The 4,890-nt window shown below is 71.1% G+C and carries 3 protein-coding genes; all 3 read right to left on the reverse strand.

Features of this window, described 5'->3' with window-relative positions:
- The coding region (locus QH196_RS16740; RefSeq protein ID WP_280416729.1) for a translation initiation factor IF-2 N-terminal domain-containing protein at positions 1 to 3,314 on the reverse strand (3,314 nt) is incomplete at its 3' end.
- Positions 3,315 to 3,720: 406 nt separating this feature from the next.
- Positions 3,721 to 4,137, reverse strand: coding sequence for a nucleoside-diphosphate kinase (ndk, locus tag QH196_RS16745; RefSeq protein ID WP_062976799.1), 417 nt, complete (start codon positions 4,135 to 4,137; stop codon positions 3,721 to 3,723).
- Between the two features lie 104 nt (positions 4,138 to 4,241).
- Positions 4,242 to 4,658 (reverse strand): DUF4233 domain-containing protein, encoded by a 417-nt coding sequence (locus QH196_RS16750; protein ID WP_280416730.1) that lies wholly within the window; start codon positions 4,656 to 4,658, stop codon positions 4,242 to 4,244.
- Positions 4,659 to 4,890: the final 232 nt, after the last annotated feature.

Genomic DNA, 4,890 nt, shown 5'->3' on the forward strand with positions numbered 1-4,890 from the left:
GACCGGGCCGGGGCCGCGGCCCCCCCGCGGCGGCGGGCCCCGGGGCGGGGGGGGGCCCGGGGCGCGGGGGGCGGGGGGGGGGCCCCCCGCCCGGGGGACCCCGCGCCCCCCCCCGCGGGGGGGCCCGCGGGGGGCGCCCCCCCCCGCCCCGCCCCCCCCCCGCCCCCCCCCCCCCCCCGGGCCCCCCGCCGCCGCGGCCCCGCGCCCCCGGCCCGGTCCGCGTCGCCGCCGTCCTCGGCTGCCGTGCCGGTCGTCTCCGCGGCTCGGTCAGCGACCTCACCGGCCGCGACCTTATCCGCGGCGGTGGCCGCCTCGTCCGCCGAATCCTCCGACTGGTGCGCGGCCATGGCCAGCGCGACCGGATGCGCCCGTTTGGCCGCCGCGTCCTCTTCCGAGACTTCGGGCACCGGCGCCGGCGCGGCCGCGGCGGGCGCGGCCTTGTCGCGGTTGCGGCGCCGCCGCGAACCCGATTCGCGACCCCGGCCCGAGCTCTCGTCACCACCGCCGGTTTCCACCGGGTAGCTGTGCACGAGGATGCCGCGACCGTGGCAGTGCTCGCAGGTGGTGGAGAAGGCCTCCACCAGGCCCGTGCCGAGCTTCTTACGGGTCATCTGCACCAGGCCCAGCGAGGTGACCTCGGAGACCTGGTGGCGGGTGCGGTCGCGGCCCAAAGCTTCGGTGAGCCGGCGCAGCACCAGGTCACGATTGGATTCGAGGACCATATCGATGAAATCGACCACGATCATGCCGCCGATATCGCGCAACCGCATCTGCCGCACGATCTCCTCGGCGGCTTCGAGGTTGTTACGGGTGACGGTTTCCTCGAGGTTGCCGCCGCCGGATCCGGTGAACTTCCCGGTGTTCACATCGACCACGGTCATGGCCTCGGTCCGGTCGATCACCAGGGTGCCGCCGGACGGCAGCCAGACCTTGCGGTCCAGTGCCTTGGCCAGCTGTTCGTCGATCCGGTGGGCCTCGAAAACATCGACCCCGTTGTTCTCGTGCCGGGAAACCCGCGCGAGCAGGTCCGGGGCGACGGTGCCGATATATTTCTCGACCGTGTTCCAGGAGCGTTCGCCCTCGATCACCAGTTTCGAGAAATCCTCGTTGAACAGGTCGCGGACCACCTTCACCAGCAGGTCCGGCTCTTCGTAGAGGGTTTTCGGGGCGTTGGATTCGCCCTCGGCGGCGGCGGAGACCTTACGCCAGGTGGCCTGCAACCGCTCCACATCGCGCGTCAGTTCCGCCTCGCTGACCCCTTCGGAGGCGGTCCGGATGATCACCCCGGCATCGGCGGGCACGATCTCGCGCAGGATCTCCTTGAGACGTTTGCGCTCGGTATCGGGCAGTTTGCGGCTGATCCCGGTGGAGGTGCCGCCCGGCACGTACACCAGGAAGCGGCCGGCGAGACTGATCTGGGTGGTCAACCGGGCACCCTTGTGCCCGACCGGGTCCTTGCTGACCTGCACCAGCACCTGATCACCGGGTTTGAGCGCCTGCTCGATCTTGCGTTCCCGGCCGCCGAGCCCGGCGGCCTCCCAGTTCACTTCACCGGCGTAGAGCACACCGTTGCGGCCCCGGCCGATATCGACGAACGCGGCCTCCATGCTCGGCAGCACGTTCTGCACCTTGCCCAGGTAGACATTGCCCACCATGGACGCCGAGCCGGTGCTGGTGACGAAATGCTCGACCAGGATGTTGTCCTCGAGCACGGCGACCTGGGTCGCCGACGGATGGCCGGGGAATTCCTTCTCCCGGACCACCATCACCCGGTCGACCGATTCGCGCCGCGCCAGGAATTCCGATTCGGTGAGGATCGGCGGGCGGCGCCGGCCGGCCTCGCGGCCGTCGCGCCGGCGCTGCCGTTTGGCCTCGAGCCGGGTGGAGCCGCTGATGCCCTGGACCTCGTCCACGGTGGCGCGGGCCCGGGTCTTGTTCCGCGGCTCGCGTTCGTGCACGACCGTATTGGGCGGATCGTCCTCGGCGGATTCGGCCGATTCCCCGGAATCCCCGCCCACCTTCCGGCGGCGGCGCCGGCGCCGGCGACGGCTGGAGCCGCCCTCGGATTCCTCGCCGGTATCGCCGGCTTCCTGGTCGTCGGCATCCTCGCCTGCGGACTTGTCCTCGGTCTCGGCGGATGTTTCGGCCGGTTCGGCGGACTCGCCCTCCTCGGCCTCGTTATCGCCGTCGCCGTCGGACTGCTGTTCCCCGCGACCCCGGCCGCGGCCCCGGCGACCCCGGCGCCGGCGGCGCGGCTGATCGTCGGAATCGCCGCCCTGGTCGGACTGGTCGTCCCCGGTCTCGGTATCCGATTCGCTGTCCGCCGCCGCCTCCGGCTCGGTCTGCCGTTCTGTCTTCGGCTCGGCCTTCGATTCCGTCTGCCGCTCGGCCTGGCGCTCCGCCTGCTGCTCTGCCTGCTGTTCGGCCTTGCGGCGACGGCGCAGATCCTCGGCGGCGGCCGCGTCCGGGGAGAGGAACAGCGGGGCCGCGACGACCGCACTTTCGAAAACGACCGGTTCGGCGGCGGCGGGTTCCTCACGTACCGGGCTCGCGAACAGATTCGCCGCGGCGGTGAACGCGGGCGGCGGCGTGGCCGGGGAGAGCGGTGCACTCGTGGAGACCGTGGCGGAGACGGAGACCTCCGCGGGCCCGGACGGTTCTGCGGAACCCTCGGCATCGGCGGTGAGCGCCGTCTCGCCGGTCGCCGGCGCACTGCCCGGTACCGCAGATTCTCCGGTACCGGATTCGGCAGGAGCCGGTTCGGTTGTGCCCTGTCCAGCGGTGGTGGCGGAGGCCGCCGCCCCGGTTCCGGTCGCGGGGTCGGGTGCGAGACCTGTACCGGCGGGCACGACCTCAGGTGCGGGCGGCTCTTCCGGTTCCCATACGGCCGCACCCGCGGCCACGGTTTCGGTCTCGATGCCAGGAATTTGCCCGGTCCCACCGCTGGGCTCCGGGGCCTGTTCTGCCCCGGTGGTTCCCGCGGTGGAAGGGTCTGCCTCGGCGGCACCGAGTGTCTCGTTCGCTGTCGCCGGCTGCCCCGCCGCGCCCGTTTCCGGGACGGCAGCCGCCGGCTCGAACAGGCCCGGTTCGGCCTGAGTCAGGTTGGGGGTGGTCAACGATTCGCGGACCGATTCCGCGACGGCCCGGTCCACACTCGATTGCGGGCTGCGGACCTCGGTCCCCAGTTCGCTGAGTTTGGCCAGGATACGTTTGCTGGTCACGCCCAAGCGCTTGGCAAGGGCGTGCACTCGGATGCGCTCCGGCAAGTGATCGTCGTCCTGTGATGTTGTGTCCAGCGGCTCTTGATCGGCCACGAAGTCTCCTCGGGCCCCCGGGCGCGTTCCTCTTCGAGTGACGCGGCCGTCGCGGGGACGCTTTCCGTCCGCCTCGCGCGGTTGGCGCAAGGTCAATGGTCTCGCCCCGCGTGCCCGGTTATCTCCACTATCGAACGTCGGTCGGGCTAACTGGCCACGCGGCGCCTGGCATCTGGCTGAACGCCGCGGTCCGAGCACTCGTCCAGCGCGCCGGGCAGACGCAGCCGAGATCTCCGGCTTCTACGTCCGCGGCAGCGATGGCGGCATCGTTCCGCAGTGTGTCATCCGGTCGCACCCTGTGTCGGGCGCAACCAAGTACCAGTATCCCACACCGTGCGCCAGGTGTTCGCCATGGCGCTGCGCGAGGCACTCGCACGGATCCGGTAAGCCCGTTACCGGGCGGTGTTCAGAGCGGGAATTCGGGGAACCAGAGGGAGATCTCGCGTTTGGCGGACTCGGGCGAGTCCGATCCGTGCACCAGGTTCGACTGGGTCTCCAGGCCGAGATCGCCGCGGATACTGCCGGGGGCGGCTTTCTCCACCGGATCGGTGCCGCCGGCCAGCTGCCGGAAGGCGGCGATGGCACGCGGACCCTCCAGGACGGCCGCGACCACCGGGCCCGAGGTGATGAATTGGATCAGCGAACCGAAGAACGGTTTATCGGCGTGCTCGGCGTAGTGCTCGCCGGCCAGTTCCTCGCTCACCTGCTTGAGCTCGAGGGCGGCGATCTTCAGGCCCTTGCGCTCGACCCGGTTCAGCACCTCGCCGACACAACCGCGCGCCACGCCGTCCGGTTTGATCAGAATCAATGTCTGCTCTGTCACGCGGCCAGCCTAATGGGCGCGGTCGAGCCCGCCTCAACCGCAGTCCGCACACGGCCGCAGGTAGCCCCCGCACTGGCCGCCGGAGCGCACGGCGCGCGGCTCGGTCAGGAGCTCGGACCCATCCGTTGGCTGGGCAGCGTCCCCGCCTCCATCCGGCGTTTGACATCGGACCGCAGCACCAGGATGAATCCCCACACGATGAGGAAAACGATGCCGATGACCGCGATGGAGATATGGAAGATGCCGCCGATCAGCACCAGCACCTGCAGCCCCAGATTGAACGGTATGGCCCAGGACCGCCGCTGCAGTCCCGCCCCGGCAATCATGATCAGGGCGAGCACCACCAGATAGGTCCCCGAGACCCAGGTGATACCGCCGGCGATATCGGCCACCACCGGCAGGGCGAGCAGCACCGTGATCGCCTCGAGCACCAGTGCCCCCGCCATCACCCCACGCAGCCCCTTCCAGGGATCGGGCGGGGCAGGAACCGACTCGGACCCCTGGGATTCGCTCTCACTCATCATGCGTCCTTATCGTTGGCGCAGCGTCGAGGATGCTGGTCGGCACTACCTCCGGCAGCGCGGCCTTCCCTCACGCCGGTTCCTTGCCGAACAGCGCGCGGGCGGCGCCGGCGGTAACGACCGAACCCGTGACCACTACGCCGGCGCCGGACACCATCTCCCCGGCCCCCCCCCCCGGGGGGGGGGGGGGGGGCCGCGGGGTGCGGGGGCCGGGGGGGGGGGGGGGGGGGGG

It is taken from the genome of Nocardia carnea (assembly GCF_029868325.1).
Taxonomy (GTDB): domain Bacteria; phylum Actinomycetota; class Actinomycetes; order Mycobacteriales; family Mycobacteriaceae; genus Nocardia; species Nocardia carnea_C.

What these genes read in the sequence shown, in the direction of transcription:
- QH196_RS16750 (WP_280416730.1), bottom strand. Translation starts at nt 4,658, where the DNA reads ATGAGTGAGAGCGAATCCCAGGGGTCCGAGTCGGTTCCTGCCCCGCCC.